At 36.7% G+C, this 26,903-nt stretch carries 20 protein-coding genes and 1 other RNA gene; 4 read left to right on the top strand and 17 right to left on the bottom strand.

All coding sequences use genetic code 11. The annotated features are described in order from the left end of the window. Positions 1-70: 70 nt before the first annotated feature. The 11 genes from katG to ACIGAM_RS15510 all read right to left on the bottom strand — a co-directional run bounded on the left by katG (position 71) and on the right by ACIGAM_RS15510 (position 14,941). Positions 71-2,368 (bottom strand): catalase/peroxidase HPI, encoded by a 2,298-nt coding sequence (gene katG / locus ACIGAM_RS15560; protein WP_396512394.1) that lies wholly within the window; start codon positions 2,366-2,368, stop codon positions 71-73. A gap of 329 nt (positions 2,369-2,697) precedes the next feature. Further along, positions 2,698-3,297, bottom strand: coding sequence for a GNAT family N-acetyltransferase (locus tag ACIGAM_RS15555; RefSeq protein ID WP_396512393.1), 600 nt, complete (start codon positions 3,295-3,297; stop codon positions 2,698-2,700). A gap of 140 nt (positions 3,298-3,437) precedes the next feature. Then, positions 3,438-4,454, bottom strand: coding sequence for an anion permease (locus tag ACIGAM_RS15550; protein WP_396512392.1), 1,017 nt, complete (start codon positions 4,452-4,454; stop codon positions 3,438-3,440). Position 4,455: 1 nt separating this feature from the next. Then, positions 4,456-5,181, bottom strand: a complete 726-nt coding sequence (locus ACIGAM_RS15545) for a DUF2490 domain-containing protein (protein WP_396512391.1) — start codon at positions 5,179-5,181, stop codon at positions 4,456-4,458. Between the two features lie 206 nt (positions 5,182-5,387). Continuing rightward, complete coding sequence (locus tag ACIGAM_RS15540; protein ID WP_396512390.1) at positions 5,388-5,816, bottom strand: MauE/DoxX family redox-associated membrane protein; 429 nt, start codon at positions 5,814-5,816, stop codon at positions 5,388-5,390. A 165-nt stretch (positions 5,817-5,981) separates the two neighbouring features. Next, on the bottom strand, positions 5,982-7,025 hold the full coding sequence (locus ACIGAM_RS15535; RefSeq protein WP_396512389.1) for a M28 family metallopeptidase: 1,044 nt from the start codon (positions 7,023-7,025) through the stop codon (positions 5,982-5,984). 102 nt (positions 7,026-7,127) lie between these two features. After that, the gene (locus ACIGAM_RS15530; protein ID WP_396512388.1) at positions 7,128-7,829 is read right to left on the bottom strand and encodes an HAD family hydrolase; all 702 of its coding nucleotides are present in this window, start codon (positions 7,827-7,829) and stop codon (positions 7,128-7,130) included. A 178-nt stretch (positions 7,830-8,007) separates the two neighbouring features. Further along, positions 8,008-9,339 (bottom strand): hypothetical protein, encoded by a 1,332-nt coding sequence (locus ACIGAM_RS15525; protein ID WP_396512387.1) that lies wholly within the window; start codon positions 9,337-9,339, stop codon positions 8,008-8,010. Between the two features lie 476 nt (positions 9,340-9,815). Continuing rightward, positions 9,816-12,329, bottom strand: a complete 2,514-nt coding sequence (locus ACIGAM_RS15520; protein ID WP_396512386.1) for a T9SS type B sorting domain-containing protein — start codon at positions 12,327-12,329, stop codon at positions 9,816-9,818. A 6-nt stretch (positions 12,330-12,335) separates the two neighbouring features. Next, positions 12,336-13,874: a hypothetical protein gene (locus ACIGAM_RS15515; protein WP_396512385.1), complete on the bottom strand. Its 1,539-nt coding sequence runs from the start codon at positions 13,872-13,874 to the stop codon at positions 12,336-12,338. A gap of 8 nt (positions 13,875-13,882) precedes the next feature. Further along, positions 13,883-14,941 (bottom strand): glutaminyl-peptide cyclotransferase, encoded by a 1,059-nt coding sequence (locus ACIGAM_RS15510; protein WP_396512384.1) that lies wholly within the window; start codon positions 14,939-14,941, stop codon positions 13,883-13,885. 88 nt (positions 14,942-15,029) lie between these two features. Between ACIGAM_RS15510 and ffs the strand changes: the two genes are divergently transcribed. The 3 genes from ffs (at position 15,030) to fsa (ending at position 16,755) form a co-directional block, all read left to right on the top strand. Continuing rightward, positions 15,030-15,129, top strand: an RNA gene (gene ffs / locus ACIGAM_RS15505) — signal recognition particle sRNA small type. A gap of 45 nt (positions 15,130-15,174) precedes the next feature. Then, positions 15,175-15,978, top strand: coding sequence for an SDR family oxidoreductase (locus tag ACIGAM_RS15500; protein ID WP_396512383.1), 804 nt, complete (start codon positions 15,175-15,177; stop codon positions 15,976-15,978). Positions 15,979-16,101: 123 nt separating this feature from the next. Continuing rightward, positions 16,102-16,755: a fructose-6-phosphate aldolase gene (fsa, locus tag ACIGAM_RS15495; RefSeq protein ID WP_396512382.1), complete on the top strand. Its 654-nt coding sequence runs from the start codon at positions 16,102-16,104 to the stop codon at positions 16,753-16,755. Positions 16,756-16,841: 86 nt separating this feature from the next. On the opposite strand, the gene ACIGAM_RS15490 is transcribed toward fsa, so the two are convergent. Then, positions 16,842-18,257 carry a TlpA family protein disulfide reductase gene (locus tag ACIGAM_RS15490; RefSeq protein WP_396512381.1) on the bottom strand — a complete coding sequence of 472 codons (1,416 nt, stop codon included), beginning with the start codon at positions 18,255-18,257 and terminating at the stop codon, positions 16,842-16,844. Between the two features lie 171 nt (positions 18,258-18,428). Here ACIGAM_RS15490 and ACIGAM_RS15485 point away from each other — a divergent pair, with 171 nt between their 5' ends. After that, entirely contained in the window at positions 18,429-20,054 is a 1,626-nt protein-coding gene (locus ACIGAM_RS15485; RefSeq protein ID WP_396512380.1) for an ABC-F family ATP-binding cassette domain-containing protein, read from the top strand. Positions 20,055-20,128: 74 nt separating this feature from the next. Here ACIGAM_RS15485 and ACIGAM_RS15480 read toward each other — a convergent pair whose 3' ends face one another. From ACIGAM_RS15480 to recG, 5 genes are all read right to left on the bottom strand, one after another. Then, on the bottom strand, positions 20,129-20,719 hold the full coding sequence (locus ACIGAM_RS15480) for a hypothetical protein (protein WP_396512379.1): 591 nt from the start codon (positions 20,717-20,719) through the stop codon (positions 20,129-20,131). Between the two features lie 151 nt (positions 20,720-20,870). After that, positions 20,871-21,377 carry a hypothetical protein gene (locus ACIGAM_RS15475; RefSeq protein WP_396512378.1) on the bottom strand — a complete coding sequence of 169 codons (507 nt, stop codon included), beginning with the start codon at positions 21,375-21,377 and terminating at the stop codon, positions 20,871-20,873. Then, on the bottom strand, positions 21,374-22,096 hold the full coding sequence (locus ACIGAM_RS15470; protein WP_396512377.1) for a hypothetical protein: 723 nt from the start codon (positions 22,094-22,096) through the stop codon (positions 21,374-21,376). Before ACIGAM_RS15470 ends, ACIGAM_RS15475 begins: the two co-directional genes overlap by 4 nt. A gap of 69 nt (positions 22,097-22,165) precedes the next feature. Continuing rightward, positions 22,166-24,592, bottom strand: coding sequence for a phenylalanine--tRNA ligase subunit beta (gene pheT, locus ACIGAM_RS15465; protein ID WP_396512376.1), 2,427 nt, complete (start codon positions 24,590-24,592; stop codon positions 22,166-22,168). 205 nt (positions 24,593-24,797) lie between these two features. Further along, positions 24,798-26,903 (bottom strand): ATP-dependent DNA helicase RecG, encoded by a 2,106-nt coding sequence (recG, locus tag ACIGAM_RS15460; RefSeq protein ID WP_396512375.1) that lies wholly within the window; start codon positions 26,901-26,903, stop codon positions 24,798-24,800.

Below are 26,903 nucleotides of genomic sequence, written 5' to 3'. Positions count from 1 at the left end.
TAAACCCCATAAAAAATGCCCGAGAGCTTATGCAGCAATCGGGCATTTTATATATTCTAACGTCTAATTTCTACTCGTCTTTAACGTCATAACGGTCTAGCATCATCACTTTATCCCAGGCAGCTATAAAGTCGTGTACAAAACGCTCTTGTGCATCATCTGCAGCGTAAACTTCAGCCAGGTTACGCAGTTGCGGATTAGAACCAAATATTAAATCACAGCGGGTTGCGGTGTATTTAGTCATTCCGGTAGTGCGGTCGTTTACATTAAACAAAGTTTCTTCCTCATTTTGAGGTTTCCACTCATAATCCATACTGGTAAGCACTTGAAAGAAATCATTAGTCAATTGGCCGGGACGCTCTGTAAATACCCCGTGCTTAGAATAATCAAAATTCTGATCTAAAACACGCAGTCCACCTACAAGTACGGTCCATTCTGGAGCAGATAAAGATAGAAGTTGAGCACGATCTAAGAAAATACGTTCGGCTTCAACTTTATAACCTACCTTGTCATTATGATAATTTTTAAAACCGTCAGAAACAGGTTTTAACCAGTCAAAGCTTTCTACATCAGTTTGTTCTGGTGTTGCATCGGTACGACCGGCAGTAAAAGGAACTTCTACTTCAAAACCAGCATCCTGCGCTGCTTTTTTAACAGCAACACAACCACCCAGAACTACTAAATCTGCAAGAGAAACTTGTTTGTTTCCGCTCTGCATATTTTTAAAGTTGGCTTTTATGTCTTTTAGCGTGTTTAAAACCTGATTAAGTTCTGCAGGGCGATTTAGGTCCCAATTATTCTGAGGTTCTAAAGCAATACGAGCACCGTTTGCGCCTCCACGTTTATCACTATGGCGATAAATTGCAGCAGAAGACCACGCAGCATTTACTAATGCCGAGATGCTAAGACCGCTATTTAGAATAGATTGCTTTAATGTCGCAACATCAGCAGCATCAATAAGGTCATAATCACGTTTTGGGGTAGGATCTTGCCAGATCATATCCTGCTCAGGAACTTCAGGACCTAAATAACGGTCTTTTGGTCCCATATCACGGTGCGTTAATTTATACCAGGCTTTAGAAAAAGCATTTGTAAAATAGTCAAAGTCATTTAAAAACTTTTCACCAACCTCACGATAAGCAGGGTCTACTTTTAATGCGATATCAGACGTCATCATCATTAAATCGTCCATCTTGCCCGGTATATGGGCATCTGGTGTTTTGGGAGCACTTGGGTCTATAGGTGTCCATTGTCCTGCGCCTGCAGGGCTTTTTACTTGCTTCCAGTCAAAAGCAAAGAGATTAGTAAGATACGTGTTGTCCCAGTTTGTAGGGTTGGGCGTCCACGATCCCTCAATACCATTTGTAGAAGTATCGGCACCGTTACCATTACCTACGGGATTGTGCCATCCAAAACCTTGCTGATGTAAAGGTGCTGCTTCTGGCGCTGCGCCTATTTTATCTGCAGGTACTGCGCCATGACTTTTACCAAAAGCGTGACCACCTGCAATTAAGGCTACCGTTTCTTCATCATTCATCGCCATGCGTTTAAACGACTCGCGAATGTTACGTGCAGAATCCATAGGGTCCATATTTCCGCCCGGCCCTTCAGGATTTACATATATTAAGTTAGAGTGCGTTGCCGCTAACGGATTTTCTAAATCGTGATATGCATCTTTAGGACCACCTACCCAACGTAATTTTTCACTTACCATCTCATCAGGATGACCTAAATGATCTGTGCTTTTAGGAACTTCATTTACTCGCTTACCATCCCAAAATTCTGGTCCCCAATAGGTACTGCGATCGGGTTCCCAGGCATCGCGACGACCGCCAGCAAAGCCAAAGGTTGGGAAGTTCATAATTTCTAAGGCACAATTACCCGTTAATACAATTAGGTCTGCCCAGGAAAGTGATGCGCCATATTTCTTTTTTATAGGCCAGATAAGACGACGGGACTTATCTATATTTCCGTTATCCCACCAGGAGCTAATAGGTGCAAAGCGTTGCATCGCTTGGGCTGCACCACCACGACCGTCTGCAATACGGTAGGTACCGGCAGAGTGCCAGGCCATGCGTATCATCTGCGGACCGTAATTGTTGTAGTCTGCAGGCCACCAATCTTTAGAAGTGACCAGGAGCTCTTTAATATCTGCCTTAAGCTGTTGTAAGTCTATCTTATTAAAAGCTTCTTTGTAGCTCTCATCGCTTAACGGATTTGCAACAGGTTGTTCCTGATGTAATAATTCTACTTGTAAGCGGTTGGGCCACCAGTCATCAATTTGTGGTGCTGTTCCTAAAGCGCCTCCTACACGTGTACCGCGAAATGGGCATTGCTCGAGACCTTCAGGATTACTAATGTCTTTCATAGTTTTTTTTTTTTTGATTAAATGTATTTTGAAATGGGGAAGAAACGGGTGATTTACAAAATCAACAGAAGTTTTGAATAACATTTTGAATGCATTCTAGATCCTTATTTTAATACACCCTTTAAAAATATTAGATACCTCGTAAAATCTAGCGTTATGGGCGTTAAATTTTGTATAAAACCTAAAATTCAGGATGTTTTTCTGCGGAAAGTCTTGTTGTATTAAAACTTAATTTAAGGAATTTGAGCGATTAAGTAGTTTTTAAGCGTGATGTGACAAAAGCTTTTATTAATTGTTTGTAGAGCTGCAATTTTAGCTGTTACATTAAACTAAGAATAGTATGCCATTTTGTAGTTTAGAGTTTTCTTGACACTCATCCATTCGGTTTCTGTAATAGAAAATACTACAGTATCCCGGAAACTGCCGTCATCGTTTATGCGATGATTGCGTAAAATACCATCTTGCTTAGCACCTAATCGCGCAATAGCTTCCCGTGATTTTAGATTAAACCAGTTAGTCACAATTTGTACAGCTATACAGTTTAATTGTTCAAAGGCATACTGCAATAAAAGATATTTACAATGTGTATTTATGCCGGTACGCTGATAACTTTGGGCATACCAGGTATACCCTATTTCAAGTCGGCGATGTTCGGGCTGTAAGGTGTAAAAACGGGTGCAGCCTATGATAGTGTCTGTATTCACATCAAATACCGTAAATGGGTATTCAAGACCTTGTGCTTTTTGATTTAGCGCAGTTTCAATGTAAGCATCTATATTAGTTGCCGAAGGAACAGAAGTATACCATAACTCCCACAATTTTCCGTCTGAAGCTGCTTTTAAAAGTCCATCACGGTGTGTTTTCTCTAACGGAATTAATTTAACCGTATCACTTATTAAGACAAGTTTTTCTTCAATCCAGTTTTCCATGTGGTGCAATTAAGTATTGAAGTTTCAATAATTGGACTTGACTCCTAATAGAATTTTTGAATACTGAAAACTTCTCCTTAAATGTAGAAAATTATATTGAACTGTTTTTCTATTCCGCAGTAGGTATAAAGTTTTTGTGTCTAGATGTAGGTGATAAGTAGGTAAGTTAAAATAAAAGCAAATACAGGAGCGATACTCCAAACCGTAAAAAAGCGTTTTACCGTTTTGTTTTTAAAGGTCTCTTTAAGGCCATTTTTACTAATGCTTAAGGCGATAAATGCAGCACCGTTAAGTTGAACGAGTGAGGTAGGAATCCCCTTTGTAACAGATGCTGTTAGTAATAAACTGGCAACGAGCATGGCAATTATTGTAGCGTAAAACGGACTCACTTCTACAATACCTTTCCCGGTTTTTTCTGTGGCTTTATGGCCTAGTAATGAACTACCTATTGCAAAACAAGGCGCAACAATTAATACCGAAAGAATAATTATAGGTAAAAAGTTTTGAATGGCCTCTTCACCAATTTCGTTAGCCGTAAGAGAAGCAATAGGAGCTGCGGCATTAGCAACATTATTTGCACCTATAGAAAAAGCCACATAAAGAGAAGACATAACAAGCATAACCTTTAAAGCTTTATGCTTTCCTAAATGCGCATAGTTTGCTGTAACTACTCGTTTTTTTAACTGTGGAAAAATATATTTTGAAAGGATGAGCATTATAAGAAAAGCAACAAGTGGTAGAATAATCCAGGCCGGAATAACCTCATAAAAAAGCTTATATGTATTTAAACCGTCAAGTGCGGTGGCTGCACCGGCTATTGAAAGTACCGTTGCCTGACTCGTAGATTGTGGTACACCTAATAGATTGGATATAAAAATAGACAAGCCTACCGAAAATAAAATTACGGACGTATTAAACGGCGTAAAATAACTTTGCTCAAGCAAGCCGTTACCCAGTGTTAGCGACACTTCCTTACCGGCTAGAAGTGCACCAGTTATAACCATAATACCAAATAGTCCCGGTATTATAGAGCGCTTTATGACGTTTGCACCATAGGCTGCAGAAAAAGCCGGAGCTGTACCGCTACCGCCCATATTGATAGCCAGAAACATCGCCAGTAAAAAGGGAATGGTAAGTATATGAACCAGATTAGACATATTAACTCTTGAGCTTTAATTTATGATGAATGGTGAGGCGTATGATGTTGCGGTTGTAAAAATCTGTACCCGAAGCCCGTTGCTGAAACCAGTTAAAATAGCCCAACTCTATGCCTAGATTTTCAATAAACATATATTGGGCACTGGTGCCATATCGATTTTGATCAAAAACATTTTGAACGATGTTATTACCTATATTTAAGTGAATCTCGTCAAAGGCTTTAAAGGTGAGTTGCGCAGTGGGAGCATAGCGAAGTTCCAGCTTATATCTGGCCCGTATATTACCGAAGTCAAAAGAACCATCGGGTTGTTCAAAAAACCGAAATTCGCCCCAATAACGATGATTTAAAGATAGTTTTGCACCCAACTCCTGAGCATAAGCGAGCTCTGCGAGCGGTCTTAATTCGGCAGTCGTAGTGTATGATTTTATTGTGGGATCTTGAGGTGAAGTTTGTTCTAAATAGGCTAAACCTGCAGCAGCACTCCACCCTTTTGAAAGTTTGCGTTCTGCCATAGTACGTGCTATAAACTGGTGCTGTCTCCACGGAAACCAGTAAGTGCGCTCTTCTATTTCTTGCCGTAGCTGGTAGGATTCATTAATTTTTAATTTTAAAGAATAACCGGTCCAGAGCAGCTGCTGATGATCTATCGTTTTCTGTGCATTTAGAAATGTGCTAAATGCCAGCAAAAAGCTGTACGTAAAAAAACAGATTTTACTATTTATCATTTCAATTTAATATCTATAATTCCTATAGGGTTTATAGGAGTTAAATATAGATTTAAATTTGATTGATATATCTATCTGTTGAAATTATTTATAAGGAATTTTAGGAGCGAAAAGTAAACTCTAAAGAACGTGTCTTAATTTTCTAGATTTAAATTTGATACTTCAAAATCTGTTGATATTTTGAGCAAGCAAAACAGTTATTGAGACTACTTAGTTCCTTTTTTTAATAAAGACTTTAATGCACCTGTAGACCAAAGTGCCCAAAGAATTAGTACCGGTTGAAAAAACAAACGTATAAAACGTTTGCCGTCTGTATCAAGTCCAAAAGCATCTATGCCATTTGTATATTGTGAGATATTACCGGGGAATATTAAGACGTAAAAGAGCGCCAAAGCCAGTCCTACTTTGACTTTATGCCTCACTAAGAAAATCATAGACAGACCAAAAAGTATTTCTACCACCCCGGAAGCCAATACTACAAAGTCTATAAATGCAGGTTCTGTGGGTAGCCAATTAGGCACTTGAGCCTGAAATTCATCTCGCTGAAAAGTAAGATGGCCCACACCCGCAAGTGTCATTAAACTTCCCAAAAGTATTCTAAATACTTTTTGTGTTTTTGTCGTTTCGGTACTCATAATGATTAAAGTTGGCTTTAAGTAACAAAAGTAAGTAGCTCTCTAAACGGGTAGTGTTAAAGGATGTGTAAATTCTTGACACGGTACAGTCTTACAAGTTATTTGTATATAAAAAAAGCTCCTTAAAAAGTTAAGGAGCTTTGAAGTTTTCGCGTAGCGCAAAAATTATTTTTTATCAACCACAATACGGTCGGCACGATTGGCAAGTTCCCAGGCGGTTAAAAATACCAACTGACTTCTTTTTGCAAGCATGGGGTAGTTAATTTTATCTGGCGTATCAGATACTTTATGGTAATCTGCGTGAACCCCATTAAAATAGAAAATTATAGGTACACCTTGTTTAGCGAAATTGTAATGATCTGAACGGTAGTAAAAACGATTTGGATCGTTTTCATCATTATAGGTGTAATCAAGATCAATATTCATATACTTGTTATTTACAGCAGTAGAAATGCTGTCTAACTCAGTACTCAATTTATCTGAACCTATTAAATAAATGTAATTCTCGTTGTCTTTGTGTGCATCGTCAACACGGCCTATCATATCTATATTAAGGTCTGCTACCGTATTAGCAATAGGGAATATTGGGTTTTCTGCATAATAACGAGAACCGTATAAGCCTTTCTCTTCTGCAGTAACATGTAAAAATACAATTGAGCGTTGTGGAGTATATCCTGCTTTTACAGCTTCATTAAAGGCTTCGGCGATTTCTAAAAGTCCTACTGTACCAGAACCATCATCATCTGCACCATTAAAAACCTCACCGGTATCGCTTACGCCCACGTGGTCTAAGTGTGCCGAAATTATTATATACTCATCTGGCTTAGTACTTCCTTTTATATAAGCAACTACGTTTTCTGAAGCTTTTATGCCACTGCCGGCTCTAAAAAAGCTTTCAGGTACTGTTTGAAAATAGGTGCTATCTAAAGCTGACGCTATTTCTTGATTTTCATAATATTCTTTTAAATAGGCTACCGCCTTTTTCTGACCTGGCTCACCGGTATTGCGACCTTCAAACTCATCTGAAGCGTACACATAAAGCATTTCTTTAAGTTCGTCTGCTGTGATGCTATTTGCAAATGGCATAGGATCAACATCGGTCATAGAAGTTTCAGAAGAGGTGCCTTTTGTATTTTCATTCATTTTTGGACCGCATTTAACGAGCAATACACTTGCCAATACACCGGTCATCCACATTATTTTTTTCATAAAGGATTTTGATTTTAAAGATTTTAAAAATACACTTTTGCGGTATGTGAATTAACTACATTGTTAAATTTTAGCTTAATTCTAACAATCTAAATCAACTTTTTAGTATTCAATATAGAATAAATCTCTAATTCCCTTAGAAAGCTTAATATGAGTATAATCAGGCATAAAATGCTGAATGGCTGGTATGGTAGAAAATTCTGACGCTGAATGTGTAGTGGTCAAAATAATTGATTTTGAATTACCATTTGCGGCAGCTTTTGCCCCGGTAGGACTGTCTTCAAAAATGAGACTCTCTGAAAGTTTAATATTAAGATGCTCTGCAACCATCTCAAATACCTGTGGGTCTGGCTTGCCGCGTTGTACCATATCACTGTGAACAACAGTTTTAAAATAGGGTTGTAGTGATAAAGCTTCAATTGCAAATTCTGCATTTTCTTTAGGTGCTGCTGTACCTATGCCCATAGGTATTTTTAATGCCTTTGCAGCATCTAAAAATTCCTGTAAACCAGGTAACATCGTTATATCTTCAACATAAATCTCCCGGTATGCGGCTTCCTTATCCCACGCAATTTGTGCGATTTCTTTTTCTGAAAAGCGATTCCCAAATAGTCTGCGTATAATCTCGTTATTAACCCCGTGAATATCTCGCTTCACTTCCTCAAGTGACATCTCTAAACCTAAATCTTTAAGTTTTTTTTGCCAGGCACGGTGATGAATCATCATGTTGTCGATCATCGTTCCATCCATATCAAAGATGAGCGCTTTTACAGGGATTTTGTGGGTATAGGTTGTTTTAGCCAAAAGACTTTAGTTTTGAATTCATATGATTTAAAGATAAGAACTCCATTAAAGTAATTAAACCTTACTTAAGGATAAGTAGAAGAAACCTTAATTAAAAATTTGAATATCTTTAAATGTTAAAAAGCACTCAAACATAAGTGCTGAGTGCTTTTTTACAATTTTCATAAAATTTTAGTGTCTATTCAAGACCAGTTAATACTTCGATACCTTCAGGCGCTACGGCACGCATTTCGAATTGTGTTAAAAAGTCGCGTTCCATTTTGTCAAGATAGTCGGTACGGTTTTCAATAGCATTCATACTGTCTACAAGTACCTGCATACTTTTTTTACCCGAACGTAAATTTTTAAATACATCCTGAATAAAGGCAGCCATTTTTTCTTTACCCAATTCGTTTTCCATATCAAGAAACTGTTCTGGTGTAATTAATAGAGCTTGTAGTTGTGGTTGATCGTTTAATCCTGCTTTTCGTTTATCTATATCAACAGCCTGACCTTGAACATAGGTAGACACGGTGGCATAATGTTGTGGGTTACTTTCTTCAATATATTTTAGCTTAACATACTTTGCTAAAGATTGCAACAGCATTTTGTCCAGTTTATCTTCTGGCTTAAATGCATTTGCTAAAAAGTAGTAGGCTTCATCTTCTTCAATAGTAATATCTATCTTGTTAGGATTTACGTTTTTTGTTGTATTTAAAATGGTGTTATAAACACTTTCACTTCCGTAGATAGGAGAAGAAACCTGCGCGTAAACAATTTTACCATCAGGATCATTTACCTTAGTAATATCTTCTAAAAAGCCACGAGTTTTTGCAAAGCGCTCTTCAAGTTTAGGGATATCCTGTGCATCTACGTTTATGTAATTTGCATATTTACCCTTCTGAAAATTTAAATTTCCGGCTAGTAAAATTATTCCGCCTTCAACCTGCTTGTTTTCAAATGTAGATCCGCTTGGTTTAGGTTCACCTTTACCTATATAAAGATTTTCACAGTCGTCACAGTTAGCAGTAATGGCATAGGTATAATTAAAGGGGTCAAGATATTTTGCAGAATTACTATTACGCTTCATAACCTCAGGATACCATTTGTTATTTTCTCCTGCACGCAAAACACCATTGGAGTAAACTAACTCACCTTTATATTTCTTAATGTCTTTAGAATCATCAATTTTTTTAAATTTCCCCTCGGTAGTAATTCTCAATTGAGACTGTGGTGTAATTACTACCTCGCAGCCTACAATTACAGTATATATGAGACAGTCTTCGCAGTTTTGTGGTACTTTACTCGACGCGATACGATCACCATCAAGCTCAATGGTTTTTACTTTAATGTGTTCATTAAGTTTAAAAGAAAGGGTCTGCGTATTTACAGGTAAATTGGTGAGTGTGTAAACACCGTCTATGGTTTCATTTTCTAATGAAATATTTACCTGCCCATCCATATGACTAGATTTTTGAGCAGTTACTAATTGTACAATTAGCAATAAAAGAATAAATACCGATTTTTTCATCAAGGCGTAATTTTTTCTTTATAGGGATCTATTTTTAAATGTTTTTTAAAAGGTAAATTATGCTACGCTTTTTATTAGAAACTGTCGCATTATTGACTCAGATAGCCTCAAAAATAGATTAATTGATACTTAGCGATTTACAAATAACGATAAGTGTGTAGTTAATCTAAAGAATGAATATTTTAGTCTAAAAGGGTGTTTTTCAGAGTGTATTTTATGTAGTTAAGCTTAGAATTTGATTGTTGATTTAACACTTATTTTGTTAAAAATTAGCTTATAAATCAATAAAAGCTTTTTACAAGTGTAAAACCAAATGTTTAAAGAAGAGAACCGCAGAGTTTCAAAAATCTGAAACTTAAAAATTAAGAAAAAATTAACACTTAAAATCTATCTGTCAGATTATTTCCATCTTTTTTAATCAATGAATTGTAGAAGTCTTGACTATTAGTTTCTTAAAGATTTTGTAGAACAGGAAACTATCTTTTTAGCGTCATATGACCTTTAAATTCTGAAATAACCCCGTTAATATCTGTAAGTGTAACTGTGTACCAATAATCGCTTGAAGGCAATGCAACTCCACGCGTGGTACCATCCCAGCCATTATCAAAACCATAAATTGATTTTAAAAGTTTACCGAAACGATCATAGATATATATCGTTACTGCACTATATTCAGTTTTGCTTAGACCCAGAGGAGTCCATGTATCGTGATAGCCGTCATTGTTAGGGGTGAAGAATTTTGCAAATCCCAGTACAGGAATCTGAATACTACTTATACCACATCCGTTTTTATCACGAATATAAAGTGTTCTTAAACCCGGAGAAACCTGCTCAAAAACAGGAGAATCCTGATAGGGTCCTAAAGCTTCATCTAAGGTATACTCATAGTCACCGGCTCCTAGGGCAGATACGTTTACAATACTTAAACTAGTCTGCCCGTCTAAAGTTGTAACTGCTATATTGTCTCGGGTTAACGTTGCTGATTCAGAAGCTATGACTGTAATTTCCTTAACTTCAGAATTACAACCAAAGAGAGTTTGCGCAGTAACAGTATAGGTGCCCGGTGATGTTATTACCAGTTCGGGATTAGTACCTACTAATGTATTATTTTGATCGCGCCATTCATAAGTATAAACGTCCTGTGCATTTATTGTTTGCAATGTAAAATTAGGATCGGTTACGCATATGCTTCCTAAATCTGCTAACTCAAATACAGGTATAGGTTCTACATTTAGCCTTACATAAGGTCCAATAGCATAACATGATCCCTGCGTGTTATCTTCTACACGAGCAAACAAAACCTGCTGATCTGAGATTTCGTTTTTATATGCATTTTGTGGTAAAATTTCATTTTGCTCGAGCAACGCATCTTCTTCAGTTCTAAAATAGCTAACTACAAAATTTCTTCCTGTTGGAAACTGCGTACTAATTCGGTTTGTCGCCTGAGTAAGGTCAAAAGTTGCGAATCCATCTACAGTACCATCAGTATCACAAGTGTCTAGTTGTTCTTCATATCCTGTAGGTAGGCTTGTTACAGAAACCGCCAGATCAATACGAGTTACTTTGTAGCAGCCGCTCGCTGCAGTGGTACGCGCAAAAACGGTCTGACCGTTTCTATTATTATAAGGTCTTGCTCGAATAGAATTTGAATCTAAATCTGCATCAGCCGAATTGCTGTAGAATGTAACTGTGGTATTTAAGTCTGAAGTTATAAAGGGAATTGCTTCCTCCAGATTAAAGTTCGTAAAACCATCAGGAGTACCATCTTCATCACAATTTGTGAATGTAATTTGATTTGCGGCTACTACATCATCTAGCATAACCGCGCGTACTGAAGTTCGTTTACCCCTTAGGCAACCCGCAGCTTCTGCTGCAACATAAAAATCCTGAGTCGACGTAATTGTTGGAGTATAGGTATCACCAGTAAAAACGGGAGTACCTCCTGAGGCAGCGGTGTACCAGTTAAGTGTAGTTCCATTTGATGTTGCACTCAAAGTAACTACTCCGGGACCACAACGCGTATCTCCTGTTGTTGCGGTGATCTCCGGAATAAAAATACGCGTGTCAACGGCGATATTTAGTTTAGGATCTCCCGGCATTCCGCCATATTCTACAATATATCCTTTTGCTTGATAATCAGTATTTTGTTCTCCTGTAGTACGCAAGTCATTCCAGGCACCGGGAGTGCCTATGTTAGGAGCTGTAATGTGCGCATAATCCTCACCGCCATTAGCGTCGTTGGGTTCATTTGTATTCCAGAAAGCAAAATTAGGAGTATTACCATCTGCTTTACCATTCCAAAATATTAGTCCGCCATTTGCGGCTTCGGGACCGGTAACCCATTTCCACACACCTTCGGTTTGTTCATCTGTGCCACCTATCCACCCAGAGCCTTGCGATTGTTCTCCACAAAGAATAGCTTCTTCCCTAGAGGTTAAAGTTGCGAGGTATCCTTGTAAGCCATAATATCTAGAATTTTCTGCCGCAACACGTGCATCTTGCCACGTGATTAAATTTGAGGGTATAAACATATAATAATGGCCCGTAGATGGGAGGTAATTTGCCTGACCTATAGTAATTGAAAATATGCGTTCACCAGATACGGTGGCAGAGTTACTTCTATAGGTTACCGCCTTAACTGCATCTTCAATTTCTGTTGTAGAAACTGCGGGATTAAAAGCAAGAGTAAGTTTTCCGGTAGCAATATCAAAATTAGTTGAGAGGTTAGGATTTGGAGGAAGTTCTAGAAAGTCACTTCCACGTTGATATCCGAATGAAATTTGAATATACACTGCACGCACTACATTGCCAGAAGGATTAGTTAACGAGAAATTTGTGACAATAGGAATAGTTGATAGCGGGCAATACTCTTGATCTCCAGTAGCTTTTAACTCAGGAGGATTCTGAGCTTTAACTTTATGAGTTATAGCAAAAGAGAGAAGGAATAGGAGTAAAGCTGAAATTTTAGTAATGCTATTCTTTCTCATCATATAAATTTATTCAAAAGTAGTGGTTTGGTAGGCTCCTGCATCGCTGCTTGCGGCACGGGAAATCCCTAAGATATCTAGAGGAACTTGTTGCGAGGCTTGTGGGTCGCCAATGTTTTTTGCTGGCGAAGTTAGATCTATTCGGTAATCGTTGCGCAAGGTGTTTCTAAAAAGTGGATTCTCACTTCGCACGATATCTTTATAGAAAGCTTCATTTGTAAAATCGTATTCGGCTACATCTGCAAAATCATTAAATTGATCATCAAACCGAATTAAACAATTCTCAAATTTAAAATTGAATCCCGCTGCAACCACCCGGCTAAGACTTAATTCTTCAGATTTATTGCCGTAAATAATACAGTTTGTGAAATAGGCTTTAGTAAGATCTGCAGTTTGTAGTTCAGCTTCCGTTTCTAAAAAATTATCAATTTGTACTGCAGGCGTATTTCTAAAACTTTGCGTCCAATAGTTTGCAAACGTACTATGCATAAATGTGTAATCGCCACCCAGCCGCAGCCATAGATTAGAAATCCCAGAGTTACCTACGACCAGATTTTCACCTAGAACAGATCCGTTCAAACCGTAAACTCCTACGAGTGCTGTATTATAAATTTGAGTATTAGTGAGTGTAACCGCTGCGGTAGTCGTTACAGAAGGTCCTTCGGCTAGAAGTCCAAAAGTATTATTCTTTATAGTGGTATAATTTAATTTACCGGTACTGCCTGGTGTAAACCAGATCGTTCCCCACTGACCGGGGATATTAGCAAATTGGGGTTCGAGGCGATCACCCTCGAGAATGATTTCATTTTCTAATAATGTCTGATCTTCACTTAGCAATCCATTTGCTTCTATACGTGCATTATTTGCGAGTATAATACCACTATTTTGATGAAAATGTAAACGCGCTCCGGGGTTTATGGTAAGGGTTTTTCCTGCTGCAATTCCGGCGTAGCCGTAAATCACATAGGGTTTCTCATTAGTGAAGGTAAGCTGCTCATCGTCTAAAATAAAACCTTCAATTTCTACAGATTCGCCAGCAGCGTTTGTTCCAAGATTGAGTGTTTCTTTTATGCCCTGAGTGTTACGATTCGGAAATAAAAAAACAGCATCTTGTATAAGTGTTACTAATTCTATTTTTTGCAAATTAGCACCACTGTCAAATTGTATTTGGTCTGTATATAAAAACTGATTTGTATTCTGAAGTGCTGCATCTGCTGTGATCTCAATAAAAATAAATACGCTGTCTTTAGGTAGGAGTTCAACATTTTGAAATGTTTTACCCGCACGACCATCTATATTTAATCTGTAAGCAGAATTTTCTCCTTGTGCCAGGACTACTTGTGGGATTGTAATAAGATTTGTAGACCTGTTATAAACCTTAAATCTATAAGTGCTACTTGCTATATTTGAAAAAACAGTATCTAGAAAAATGGTATCTCTAGAAAATTCTAATGCTCCATTACTTAAGGTAGCTTCAAAATCTTCACGGCAAGAACTTACGAGAATTACGGTAAGAAAAATGATAAAAGAATATACTAGTTTTTTCAAAGCCGTACTTATTTCTTAAGTATGCGTATTTCAAAAACCTTGTCCCAATGTTTACCTGTTACATAAAGTTTATTGGTGTTTTTATTGTAGGCAATACCATTAAGTACTTCGTTACCGGTGTCTTTAATCGTATTAATTTCTTTCTTTAAAGGGCGTAAATCAACCACACCTTCAATAGCACCCGTCTCAGGATTTATAATTGAAATACTGTCAAACTGATAGCTGTTTGCGTAAATTTTACCATCAACCCATTCTAACTCGTTAAACTTTGAACGCACTTTTTTAGAGTCTACAACTTGTATATAATCCTGTTCAGCAAGTGTTTTAGAATCTAGAATCCATATTTTTTCGGTACCATCAGATTTATAGATTTTTTGACCGTCATTACAAAGACCCCAGCCTTCTTTACTTTTAGAATATTGAAAAGAACCTTCCTTTTTAAAGGTATTGAGATCGTAAATAAAACCCTGATTAGATTGCCAGGTAAGTTGTATTATTTTCGAATTTATAATAGTTAATCCTTCGGCGAAAAAAGACTTATCAAGATCTATACGATTTAGAATAGTACCTGTAGCTAAATCTGTTTTTAGTAAGGCAGAATGCCCATATTCACCCACGCTCTCATATAAAGTATCGTTATGAAACTCTAGTCCCTGTGTGTAAGACTCCGTGTTATGAGGATAGGTATTTATTATCTCATAAGTGTATAAAGAAGGAGCTTCACTAGAAACAAAAGTTAGCGTTGTGTTGATAATCGCAGATTTACCTCCTGCAAATAGTTCAGCTTTTAGAACCTTAGTGCCTAGTTTAGAATTATTGATTTCAGTTTGCAGTGGAGAGGTGTCTTTTTTCTGTCCCAGTTTAACATCGTCTATATAATAGGAGACAGAATCTATCTCAATATCACCTTTAGATTTGAGGCTAATATTTAGCATTTCGCCGTTAATTAGAGTTTCTGAGGGCTTGTCTAAGACTAGAGAGAAACTTTTACCAAGATCTTTTCCGTTACCGCAAGAAGTTACGATAGCAGATAAAACAAAGATAACGAGAAGGTTATAAATGCGCATAAGGACTTAAATTTTGAGACCAAGTTAAATCATTAAATTCAGTTTAAAAAACGTTTGGTTTGCTATACTATTACTGTATATTTGCAGCTGGCAAGTCCTACACAACCAGCTCCTGTTGAACTCCCCCAGGGCGGGAACGCAGCAAGGGTAGATGGTCGTAGCGGTGTGATGTAGGTAGCTTGCCTTTTTTTATGCCTTATATTTACGTATTTTTCCCGCTCTAAAATTTTACTATGTCTCAAGTTGTCTTGATCACAGGAGCCTCTTCCGGAATTGGAAAATCTACAGCACATTATCTCGTTACTAAAGGATACAAAGTTTATGGTACCAGCAGGTCTCCTAAACAGCCTATAGAAAATGGAGTTCACTTTGTCGCTCTTGATGTTACAAATCGTACTACTATAAAAAATGCTGTTTCTTATATTCTTGAAAAGGAAGACAAAATAGATGTTCTAATTAATAATGCAGGTAAGGGTATAACCGGGCCATTAGAGGAAATCCCTGAAGAAGAACTCAAATCTATTTTTGAAACCAATTACTTTGGGCCACTCGCGCTCATTAAAGAAGTTTTGCCGTCTATGCGTGCAAACAGGTCTGGTCTTATACTAAATGTAACTTCAATTGCCGGCTTTATGGGTTTGCCGTACCGAAGCGCATATTCTGCTACAAAAGGTGCATTAGGTTTAACAACCGAAGCCCTACGTATGGAGCTGAAAGAGTTTAATATAAAGCTTTGTAATGTAGCTCCGGGAGATTTTGCTACTAATATAGCTTCCGGAAGATATCATGCACCTTTATCTACAGACTCTGCCTATGCAGAGAACTACGGAAAGTCACTTGCATTGATGGATGAACACGTTGATCAAGGAATGAATCCTCAACTTATGGGAGAAGTTATATATAAAATTATGAATACTCCAGATCCTGATGTAAACTATAAAGTAGGTGCATTTATGCAAAAGTTTTCGGTGTTTTTAAAAGGTATTCTACCCGGTAAAATCTATGAGCGATTGCTTCTCAATCACTATAAACTTTAAGTTGGGGGTTAATATAGTTTAAGTGCTTAAAGCGCTCTGTATAATAACTTTTCTTTACAATGAATGACGTTTTAATTGCTTAAATTTGAAATTGAAACTAATTGATAATTCAAAAATCTTTACATGAAATTTTTTATTGATACAGCAAACCTTGATCAGATTAAGGATGCCCAGGAATTAGGAGTTCTTGACGGTGTAACTACAAACCCATCATTGATGGCTAAAGAAGGCATTAAGGGTAGAGATAATATTTTAAAGCATTATGTAGATATATGTAACCTTGTTGATGGTGATGTAAGTGCCGAAGTGATCTCAACAGATCTTGAAGGTATGATTAAAGAAGGTGAAGAGTTAGCCGCTTTGCACGAGCAAATCGTTGTAAAGATTCCTATGATTAAGGATGGTGTTAAGGCTTTAAAATATTTTAGCGATAAAGGAATACGTACAAACTGTACACTTGTATTTTCTGTGGGTCAGGCATTATTGGCTGCAAAAGCAGGAGCAACGTATGTGTCTCCGTTTATAGGTCGTTTAGACGATATATCTACAGATGGTTTAGGCTTAATAGCAGATATACGTTTGGTCTATGATAACTATGCTTTTGAAACTCAAATTTTAGCAGCTTCTGTACGTCACACAATGCACGTTATTGATTGTGCTAAATTAGGATCTGATGTAATGACAGGACCTCTTTCTGCAATTGAAGGATTACTGAAACACCCACTTACTGATAGTGGTTTAGAGAAATTTTTAGCAGATTATAATAAAGGAAACTAGGAATATAGTTTTTAATATAAACAAAAAAATCCTGCTCATCGAGCAGGATTTTTTTGTTAAGATATTTATTTTAAATCCTGGATTTTTTATTTGTTGAGACCTTCTAAAAGTTCATTTTCAAAATTAGAACTGTATAAGTTGGCGTGTGCATTTATAATAAAACCCTTTCGGTCTAATATAAAAGTTTTAAGAAGCGAATTAATCGCTAAATCATCTGCAATTTCCTTATAGCGATCTGCAAATTGTATTTGTTTAGTCAAATCAAAATCATAACGTTTTGAAGTGTCTATCCAATCTTGATAATTATCGTTTACATTAATGGCTAAATATGTGTATTCAGGGTATTTCTCTATTAGTGATTTAGCGAGAGCTTGAGACCGTTTAGCTTGTGGTTTTTTAGCGTTTGACCAGAAGAAAACGAAAGTAGGTTTTCTAATAAGGCTTCTTAGGCTAATAGTATCTTGTTTTGAGTTAATTACCAATTCTTCTGGAATACGTTTTCCGGTTTCAATATTTTTATTAGCCTCGTATAGCGCTTTAATTTCTTTTTTATCATTTTCAGATGCTATACGCTCCATATACATATCGTAAAGAGTCTCACCACCTTTTTTATCATTACTATTAGCTAGATAATCTTTAATAGTACGGGTAAGTAAAAAACTCTCAACTTGCTCATTCTTTATCTTGGTTTCAATGAGACGTAATTTATGAAGATTGTGCGTAAACGATTGCGGATTGTAAGGTTCAGATTTATAATACAGTCTATAAGCAGCCTGGTTGAAGTAATTAATTAAGAAGCGCTGATAAGAAAATAAACTTAAAAGGGATTCCTCATTAAAGTCTGCTTCTTTTCTACAATCATAAAAGCTCACTGGTAGAGAATCCATATACGTTAAGCGATCATCTCCAAAATGAGAAGTTGGGTATACTTCTTTACGCGCGCAGAAATCATATTTAATAATCGCTTCAGCAATTTTTATAAATTCTGAGCTTACTTCGTTTTTCTCTAAAAAGCTCGCTAAAATCTGCTCACGCTCCTGCTTCAGTTTTAGAATATTTTGATTGAAAGTTTCGGGGTCTGTTTGATAAACATCTCCTCGAATCATTAAATCATTCTCTTCCTCATTCTGAAGGAAAAATTGAATTAATAAATTATTTTCAGCTTCCCCAAAACCGCCAAAGGTTAGAGTCTCGTCAAATTCATAAGTATTTACGCGCAAGAGTAAACTATCTCCCGGTTCTAGATAAATAAGTTGTTGCTCATTGTGAAAAATATTGTAAAGCCCTTTTTGAACTGATTTTACTTTATAAGAAAATCTATTGTTTTGATCAAGCTCAATAGTGTCGATTATTAGATCATCTTTTCTTAAAATGATATAATTTGAAGTTGGGTTTACAATTTCCCCGCCTATGTAAGTGCCCGTTTTTGAGTGTTTATTGTCTGAAGAACATCCCAGTATCAATGCAATAGAGAAGGATGCTAGAATTAGCTTAAAGCTCATAGGTATTTTTTAGTCTATAGGAGAAATTTTAGTTCAGACCTCAAATGTAACTTTGAAGCCCGAAGAGTCTTGTTAATTAGAAGTTAAAACATATATTATAAAAGTTAATATTTCTTGTTTTAGGTTATAAGCTGTACTTTTGCCAATCATTAAAAAATTAGGGTTTAAGCTATGTTATCAGTATCAAATTTATCTGTTCAATTCGGTAAAAGAGTTCTCTTTGATGAGGTGAATGTTTCATTTACACAAGGAAACTGTTATGGAATTATAGGAGCTAACGGAGCAGGAAAATCTACATTTTTAAAAATTATATCTGGTAAAGATGACGCTACCAGTGGTAATGTACATTTAGAAGCGGGTAAGCGTATGTCTGTTCTTGAGCAAGATCACTATGCTTTTGACGATTTTACGGTTTTAGATACGGTTCTTAAAGGAAACAAACCTCTGTATAAGATCAAGACTGAAATGGATGCGTTATACGCAGACTATACAGATGAGAACGCAGATCGTATAGGAGAGTTGCAAGTGAAGTTTGAAGAGATGAATGGCTGGAATGCAGATAGCGATGCAGCAGCTCTTTTATCGAGTCTTGGAATTTCTGAGGAACTTCATTATAGTCTTGTGAAAGATCTTGATAGTAAACAAAAGGTACGTACACTACTAGCACAAGCTTTGTTCGGTAATCCAGACGTATTAATAATGGATGAACCTACAAACGATTTGGATTACGAGACCATAAGCTGGTTAGAAAATTTTCTAGCTAATTATGAGAACTGTGTGATTGTTGTATCTCACGACCGTCACTTTTTAGATGCAGTTTGTACACATATTTCAGATATTGACTTCGGAAAAATATCTCACTTTAGCGGAAACTATACATTCTGGTACGAGTCTTCACAGTTAGCAGCACGTCAACGTGCTCAGCAAAACAAGAAGTCTGAAGAGAAGAAAAAAGAACTTGAAGAGTTTATACGTCGTTTTAGTGCGAACGTTGCAAAAAGTAAACAAGCAACTTCTCGTAAAAAAATGATTGAAAAGCTTAATGTAAATGATATTAGACCATCTAGCCGAAGATATCCTGCTATTATATTTGAACGTGAGCGTGAAGCAGGAGATCAGATTTTAAATATTGATAAGTTAGCTTCATCAATTGACGGAGAAATTTTATTTAAGAATGTAAATCTAAACCTTGCTAAAGGCGACAAGCTAGTGGTTTATTCTAAAGACAGCCGTGCTACCACAGCATTTTATGAGATTTTAAATGGGAAACAACAAGCTCTAGAAGGTAAATTTGATTGGGGAGTTACTACAAATCAATCGTATCTGCCTGTAGATAACCAAGAGTATTTTGAGAATGATTTGACTTTAGTAGACTGGTTACGTCAGTATGCAAAAACAGAGCAGGAGCGTGAGGAAGTATTTTTAAGAGGTTTCTTAGGTAAGATGATTTTTTCTGGAGAAGAAGCCTTAAAAACTTCTAATGTTCTTTCTGGAGGAGAGAAGGTGCGTTGTATGTTAAGTAGAATGATGATGCAACGAGCTAATGTTCTTATGTTTGATGAGCCTACAAACCATTTAGATCTTGAGTCTATTACTGCAATAAATAATAGCCTGAAGAATTTTAAAGGCACTATTTTACTTACTACCAGTGATCACGAGTTTGCACAAACCGTGGGTAATCGCATATTAGAACTCACTCCAACTGGAGGAATCGATCGTTATTTGAGTTTCGACGAGTATATGAGTGACCCTAAAATTAAAGAGCAACGTCAACAAATGTATACGGTAAACGTATAATTTGCTTTCGCATAGAACTAAAAAAAGCCTTAGTTGATTTATCAACTAAGGCTTTTTAAATTTAGTTCGTTGGTTTATTCTTCATCAAGAACTTCAAAACTAAAGCGGTTTCCTGGTGTTTGTCCTGAAATAGAAGTTTTTAATTCTACGATATCTAAAGTTTTGGCATCCTGTAAAACCGTATAAAATGCATCTACAGTGGTCTGATTATAGGGACCAAAGAAAAATTCTCCTGCCGTATTTAATTTTATGCCTAAACGTACTTTATAGGCTGTAGTGTCTTTTGTTGCTGTAAGAGCAATGCCATCTGCAGCTAGTCTGCCGGTGCCTTTACTAATAAAAACATCTGTTGTTTTAAATGGTATTGGCGTTTTACGCAATGTGTCTGCCTTTTTGTATCTAAATAAATAAAATTCAGCAAATTGTGCGTTTGGTACTAGTTCTGTAAGACTTATTGTTTCATTAGCATCAGTAGTAATTGATAACGGTACATTAAGGTCTAGGTATAGTGTATCATTTAAATTATACGTTGGGCTTGAGTTTGGGATGCTAACCAGATTTGAAACATTAAAAGAGCTTAAAATGGGTTGATAGTTGTCATCTGAGCTTGTGCACGCAATATTAAGTGCAAAAAGAGAAAGGAGTAAAAAGTGTGAAAATTTCATTAGTTGTTTGTTTAAGATTGTTTACTAATCTGTAGATGTACAATAATGAAATAGGTTGCGCTGGGCATAAAAATTTAACGATAAGGCATAAAAAAAACTCCATTACTAATCTAAGGGTGATTGAGTAATGGAGTTCAATATTTATTAAAAATTAGTTCTTAAAATGCTTAATTAAGGTATAACCACAGAAAATGGCAATAAAACCACTAAGTACAATTCTAAATGTAGGTAGGGTTTCTCCTTGAGTAAGGGGATATAAACGGTATAATGAGTATAAAAGTAAGCCTACATTTAAAGCAAGGTTCAAGGCAGATCTTTTAGGTTTATCATCTTTTTGTATAAGCGTAGCATTTGATTCTATAACAGGATCCTCATCTTCAAGTCTACTTTGAGTCGCTTGTTCTTCTAAATCTGTATCTGAGATTTCAGAATTTATAAAAGCTCTTTCTACAAGGTGTTTTGCCTTAACGAGATTTTCCTTTTCAACAAAAACTAAGGTCTGGTTAATATAACTAGTGCCAAAACCTGCGCGCACCGCGCTTTCGCCATCATTACGCACTACACTGTGAATACCAGCTTCTTCTAGAAGATTTTGAATAAACTTTCCATTGATTTCTGACCCTGTATAAACACGCTCGTAATTAGATTCTTTAATCATATAGCTTTGTCAAATTTGCATTTCCAAATGGCATTATTAAAATTTTTACCTAGTGCAAAGCCATAAAATAAAACCACTGCGGCAATTGATTTAAACATAAAAAAGAATACCATAAGATCCTGGCTAAAAGATTGCTCACGAGTAAAAAGACCATCAGGAACGAGCATTGTGGCAACAATGCTAGAAAGAAGAATCGTAAATATTAAATTTTCAAAATTCTTAAATGGCCACATCAATAGTTTTCTCAACGGGTGTAAATCATCTCCCCATTTATGAATTAAATAAAAATAACCGTTACCCATAGGAGCAAATAACAGCGGATCGTCTGTTTTATTCAAAACAAACATTTTTGAAGGCGCCATTATTTTAAAGCCGCTTAACGACAGATTATGCGTCTGTTCTAAGTGCTCTATTTCATTAAGTGCATCCTGAGGGAAAGTACCTTTAAAAAACCGCGTGTCTAAAAACCGAAGTCGGTAGTCAATACAGATTTTCTGAATACTCTTCTCGTGAAATATACGATTGGAGTCTAAAAGATCAAAGTCAAATTCATTTGTATCTTCAATCGAGTCACTAGCTAGATTTTCTAAGATACGTTCATTTGGAGACGGGGTCTTTTTCAAAAACTGGTTTACCCAATTTATAACAGAGTCTCCATTCGTTTTTTTAAACTGTTCACGCAGCAACTTGTCGTGAATATTAGTTTTCTTTAGTAGCATTTTTCTTTTTTTTAGCATTTAAAGTTAACTAATCAGCTACTAATTTACAAGACTACAAATGCTAAAGTATTAGCGTAGCGATGCATTTAAACGTTGTTCAAAACGCTGTTGCAGTTTCTGCATAATTTTATCTATTTCTTTGTCTGTAAGTGTTTTATTTTCGTCTTGTAAGGTAAAGCTCACTGCGTAACTTTTTTTGCCTTCTGGAAGATTAGAACCTTCATAAACATCAAAAAGAGAAACCTGTTTAAGTAGATTTTTCTCAACAGCATAGGCCTCTTGATAGACTTCATCAAAGAGCGTGTCCTTATCTAATAGCAAGGCAAAATCTCGACGTACAGCAGGGTTTTTAGGTATGGGTTTAAAGCTTATTTTATTTTGCTGTATAAGGTCTAGAATAGCGTCCCAATTAAAATCTGCAAATAAAATTTCTTGATCTAAATCAAAATGATTGCGTATAGGTTTTACAACAACTCCAAAATCAACAACCGCCTTTTTTTGTATAGTATAGCTTAAACCTTCAGAAAACTGTGCATTTTTAACCGGCTTCACCGACCAATCAGATAAGCCTAAACGGTTTAAGACGCTCTCTACTATGCCTTTTAGATTAAAAAAGCTTGCAGGTTTTTGAGAAGCGTTCCAACTTTCAGAATTTACATTACCGCTTAAAAATAGGGTAAGATGTTTGTGCTCTTCTCTCCCGCCGGGATAGTTGTGATAGCTTTTTCCGAATTCAAAAAGTTTTAAATCGGGCTGGCGTCTATTTGTATTAAACGCTAAAACTTCAAGACCAGAAAATAAAAGTGATTGGCGCATTACCGAAAGATCTGTACTTAACGGATTGAGCATTTTAACGCTATACGCTGCTTTGAAAGCGTCATTTAAAACCGCATACTCAGGATTAGTTAATGAATTATTTAGCATCTCGTTAAAACCCTGAGCAGCTAATAAATTACCAGTAACCTGTTGAATCTTATAATCTGCAAAGCGACTGCTTTTAGATACGGAAGCATTTAGTTTTGCTTTGAATTTTATTTTATTATAACCATAAACGCGCAAAATTTCTTCAACTACATCTACTTCACGGGTTACATCATTGCGATAGGCAGGTATGGTCATACCAATACCAGATTCGGTGATGTTGTTTATTTTAATATCTAGTGATGATAAAATAGATTTGATAGTTTCCTTAGGAATTTCTTCACCTATTAATTTTTCGGCACGCTCAAAATTCAAAAATACCTGATGATCTTCAATCTTCTTAGGGTAGATGTCTATTACGTCACTGGTCACTTCACCGCCAGCTGTTTCTTGAATTAAAAGAACTGCTCGTATTAAGGCGTATTCGGTTAGGTTGGGGTCAATACCACGCTCAAATCTAAAAGATGCGTCTGTATTTAATCCATGACGTTTTGCACTTTTGCGTACACTCACCGGATTGAAGAAAGCACTTTCTAAGAAAATTGCCGTGGTGTCTTCAGTCACCCCGCTATTATCACCGCCAAAAACACCGGCAATGCATAGAGGTTTTTCAGAATCACAAATCATTAAATCTTCTTCGTGAAGATCACGTTCTACACCATCAAGTGTAGTAAATTTAGTGCCGGCAACAACTGTTTTTACATTTATTTGCTTTCCGCTAATTTTAGATAGATCAAAGGCGTGTAGCGGTTGACCCAATTCGTGTAACACGTAATTAGTAACATCTACAATATTATTTTTAGGTGTAAGACCTATAGCTTTTAGTCTGTTTTTTAACCAAGCCGGAGATTCTTTAACAGTAAGACCGCTGATGGTAATCCCACAATAGCGTGGTGCGCGTTCTTGATTTAAAACCTGAACGCTTATTTTTTGAGTGCGGTTGTCTATACGAAATGCACTTGTAGATGGTGTGATAAATTCACTATTAACGCCCATTTGTATCAAGCCTGCACGTAAATCGCGGGCAGTACCCATATGGCTCATCGCATCTGCACGATTAGGAGTTAGGCCTATTTCAAAAACTTCATCATCTTCAATATCATAAACTTCAGATAAGAGTGTGCCTGGCTTTAAATCATTGTCAAGAATTAAAATCCCCTCGTGACTTTTACCCAGACCTAATTCATCTTCAGCGCAAATCATCCCATTACTTACCTCACCACGTATTTTTCCTTTTTTGATTTTCCAGGCTTCGCCTTTTTCATCATAAAGTGTTGTACCTACCGTTGCAACCGGAACTTTCTGGCCCGCATCTACATTGGGAGCACCGCACACAATTTGTACAGGTTCGCCATCACCAAGATCTACGGTCGTGATTTTTAAACGGTCTGCGTTAGGATGTTTAATGCAAGTAAGTACGTGACCTACTACAATACCTTTTAGACCACCCTGTACACTTTGAAATGCATTAATACCTTCTACTTCAAGACCTAAATCTGTAAGTAAATTGCCGGTTTTCTCTGCTTCCCAATCAATATTAATGAACTGTTTTAACCAGTTATAGCTTATTTGCATTCCCCTAATTTTTGAAAGGGCAAATATAACATTTACGCTCTTTTTTTGAGCACATAGTTAAGTTTAATACCGTGTAGATAACTTCCTTTATTATTTCAAATTAAAATAGAAGCATAGCGAAGACCTTTAATAAATAAACTATTGGGTTTAAATAAAGAAAGCTAGTGAATTACGATTTGAATTATGCTTTTCATAAAACCGAAAGCTAGGAGATATAATTCCATATATTTTTAAATTTCATCAACTGCGCATACATCTGGCGTATGGGTTGATTTTCTTCTTTAAGAAGTTGTGGGTCTTCATTGAGAAGAGCAGAAGCATAACTTCTGGAGATTTTCATTATCTCATTATCTTTTATAATATCTGCAATTTTTAAGTTGAGCACGCCACTTTGCTGAGTTCCCATTATATCACCGGGGCCTCTAAGTTTTAAATCAACTTCGGCAATCTCAAAGCCATCATTAGTACTGGTCATGGTCTGTAATCGGGTTTTACTGTCTTCAGACAATTTATGCCCTGTCATTAAAATACAATAACTCTGGTCTGCACCACGACCTACACGACCGCGCAACTGATGTAGTTGAGAAAGGCCAAAACGCTCTGCACTTTCTATAATCATAACAGAGGCATTAGGGACATTTACGCCTACCTCAATAACGGTAGTGGCAACCATAATTTGTGTCTCGCCATTTACAAAGCGGTTCATTTCATAATCTTTGTCGGCAGGTTTCATCTGCCCGTGCACTATAGAAATTTGATAATCTGGCATTGGGAATTCGCGACTTATACTCTCGTAGCCATCCATTAAATCTTTATAATCAAGAGCCTCACTTTCTTGAATTAAGGGGTAAACCACATAAATTTGCCTTCCTTTTTTTATTTCATCTCTTATAAAACCGAAAACTTTAAGACGGTTGTTGTCATACCTGTGAAATGTTTTAATCGCCTTTCTTCCGGGAGGTAGCTCATCTATCACCGAAACATCTAAGTCACCGTAAACGCTCATAGCTAGCGTACGAGGTATGGGAGTGGCTGTCATTATAAGAATGTGCGGTGGTAACTCATTTTTATGCCAAAGTTTACTGCGTTGCGCTACGCCAAAGCGATGCTGCTCATCAATAACAGCCAATCCCAGATTTTTAAATTTTACTTTGTCTTCTAAAAGCGCGTGCGTTCCTATTAAAATATGAAGCGAGCCATTTTCAAGATTCTCGTGAATTTCTCTACGTGCTTTAGTACGTGATGACCCGGTAAGTAAAGCAATATTTATATCAAGACCTTCGCAAAGCTCAGTAAGTCCTTGATAATGCTGTATAGAAAGTATTTCTGTGGGAGCCATCAAACAGGCTTGAAACCCATTGTCTATAGCAATTAGCATAGTTAGTAACGCAACAATGGTTTTACCGCTACCTACATCGCCTTGCAACAGCCTATTCATTTGAGCGGGTTTGCCAAGGTCATTACGTATTTCTTTTACAACACGCTTTTGAGCACCGGTTAGATCAAAAGGTAAATTGTCGTTGTAAAAAGTACTGAAATTCGTACCTATTTGCTCAAAGGGATACCCTTTAATTTTTTGTTTATGTAGCTTGTTTTTGACTAAAAGTTGAAGTTGAATATAAAAGAGTTCTTCAAATTTTAAACGAAACTGTGCCTTTGCAAGATTTTCCTGACTTTGCGGAAAATGAATATTTAAGAATGCCGCTTTTTTAGGCATTAGCTTCAGTATATCGAGCATTGGTTTTGATAGCGATTCTTCAATATCATGCTGTACTTCCTGAAACAGCGTTTGTATAAGAATATTTACAACGCGGTTTGTGATCCCTCGGTTGGTTAATTTTTCGGTAGAAGGGTAGACAGGTTGCATAGCGACCCGAAGGCTTTTCTCGTGTTCTTCTAATAACTCTAGATCGGGGTGCGCAATTGAATATGCACTCCCAAAACGCTGTACTTTTCCAAAAACCACGTATGGAACATTGATTTTTAAACTCTCTCTAATCCATTTTACGCCCCTAAACCAGACCAGCTCCATCGATCCTGTTTGATCTTTAAAGGTTGCAACCAGTCTTTTTGCTCTGCCTTCTCCCGCACTTTTAAGATGTGTGATTTTTCCTATTATCTGCACATCTGCACTGGTAGGTTGCAGTTGACCTACTGTATAGTATTGAGTTTTATCTATGTAGCGGTTGGGAAACAGATTTAAAAAATCTTGATAGGTATGTATGCCCAACTCAGAACGCAGCAATGTCGCCCTATTAGGGCCTACGCCCTTGAGGTAATCTATAGGAGTTTGAAGCTTGCTGGAGTTCAT

The organism is Leeuwenhoekiella sp. NPDC079379, assembly GCF_044542075.1.
In the GTDB taxonomy this organism is placed as follows: Bacteria; Bacteroidota; Bacteroidia; order Flavobacteriales; family Flavobacteriaceae; genus Leeuwenhoekiella.
Note: the sequence above shows the minus strand (reverse complement) of the source record. Positions and strands in the feature narration are given on the sequence as shown.

Bases quoted from the DNA above. Each gene is read 5' to 3' on its own strand.
- ACIGAM_RS15500 (WP_396512383.1), top strand. From the start codon at position 15,175: ATGTCTCAAGTTGTCTTGATCACAGGAGCCTCTTCCGGAATTGGAAAA.
- ACIGAM_RS15480 (WP_396512379.1), bottom strand. From the start codon at position 20,719: ATGAAATTTTCACACTTTTTACTCCTTTCTCTTTTTGCACTTAATATT.
- ACIGAM_RS15520 (WP_396512386.1), bottom strand. From the start codon at position 12,329: ATGATGAGAAAGAATAGCATTACTAAAATTTCAGCTTTACTCCTATTC.
- ACIGAM_RS15525 (WP_396512387.1), bottom strand. From the start codon at position 9,339: ATGAAAAAATCGGTATTTATTCTTTTATTGCTAATTGTACAATTAGTA.
- fsa (WP_396512382.1), top strand. From the start codon at position 16,102: ATGAAATTTTTTATTGATACAGCAAACCTTGATCAGATTAAGGATGCC.
- ACIGAM_RS15555 (WP_396512393.1), bottom strand. From the start codon at position 3,297: ATGGAAAACTGGATTGAAGAAAAACTTGTCTTAATAAGTGATACGGTT.
- ACIGAM_RS15535 (WP_396512389.1), bottom strand. From the start codon at position 7,025: ATGAAAAAAATAATGTGGATGACCGGTGTATTGGCAAGTGTATTGCTC.
- katG (WP_396512394.1), bottom strand. From the start codon at position 2,368: ATGAAAGACATTAGTAATCCTGAAGGTCTCGAGCAATGCCCATTTCGC.
- ACIGAM_RS15545 (WP_396512391.1), bottom strand. From the start codon at position 5,181: ATGATAAATAGTAAAATCTGTTTTTTTACGTACAGCTTTTTGCTGGCA.
- ACIGAM_RS15470 (WP_396512377.1), bottom strand. From the start codon at position 22,096: ATGCTACTAAAGAAAACTAATATTCACGACAAGTTGCTGCGTGAACAG.
- pheT (WP_396512376.1), bottom strand. From the start codon at position 24,592: ATGCAAATAAGCTATAACTGGTTAAAACAGTTCATTAATATTGATTGG.
- ACIGAM_RS15550 (WP_396512392.1), bottom strand. From the start codon at position 4,454: ATGTCTAATCTGGTTCATATACTTACCATTCCCTTTTTACTGGCGATG.
- ACIGAM_RS15475 (WP_396512378.1), bottom strand. From the start codon at position 21,377: ATGATTAAAGAATCTAATTACGAGCGTGTTTATACAGGGTCAGAAATC.
- recG (WP_396512375.1), bottom strand. From the start codon at position 26,903: ATGAACTCCAGCAAGCTTCAAACTCCTATAGATTACCTCAAGGGCGTA.
- ACIGAM_RS15510 (WP_396512384.1), bottom strand. From the start codon at position 14,941: ATGCGCATTTATAACCTTCTCGTTATCTTTGTTTTATCTGCTATCGTA.
- ACIGAM_RS15485 (WP_396512380.1), top strand. From the start codon at position 18,429: ATGTTATCAGTATCAAATTTATCTGTTCAATTCGGTAAAAGAGTTCTC.
- ACIGAM_RS15540 (WP_396512390.1), bottom strand. From the start codon at position 5,816: ATGAGTACCGAAACGACAAAAACACAAAAAGTATTTAGAATACTTTTG.
- ACIGAM_RS15490 (WP_396512381.1), bottom strand. From the start codon at position 18,257: ATGAGCTTTAAGCTAATTCTAGCATCCTTCTCTATTGCATTGATACTG.